At 49.4% G+C, this 255-nt stretch carries 2 tRNA genes; both read left to right on the top strand.

The window, feature by feature from the left end:
• The first annotated feature begins 19 nt into the window (after positions 1-19).
• Positions 20-96 (top strand) — tRNA-Ile (locus QMX93_RS30960).
• Positions 97-106: 10 nt separating this feature from the next.
• Positions 107-182 (top strand) — tRNA-Ala (locus QMX93_RS30955).
• Positions 183-255 lie beyond the last annotated feature (73 nt).

Raw genomic sequence — 255 nt, 5'->3', positions numbered from 1 at the left:
CAGTTACGCGCTCGAAATTGGGTCTGTAGCTCAGTTGGTTAGAGCGCACCCCTGATAAGGGTGAGGTCGGCAGTTCGAATCTGCCCAGACCCACCAATTTTGTTATGGGGCCATAGCTCAGCTGGGACAGCGCCTGCCTTGCACGCAGGAGGTCAACGGTTCGATCCCGTTTGGCTCCACCATATAACTGCTTCTGAAAGCTTAGAAATGAGTATTCCATTGAGAATATTGATTTCTAGTCTTTTGATTAGATCG

The sequence above is a fragment of the Pseudomonas sp. PS01303 genome (assembly GCF_029959385.1).
GTDB classification, from domain to species: domain Bacteria; phylum Pseudomonadota; class Gammaproteobacteria; order Pseudomonadales; family Pseudomonadaceae; genus Aquipseudomonas; species Aquipseudomonas rustica.
Note: the sequence above shows the minus strand (reverse complement) of the source record. Positions and strands in the feature narration are given on the sequence as shown.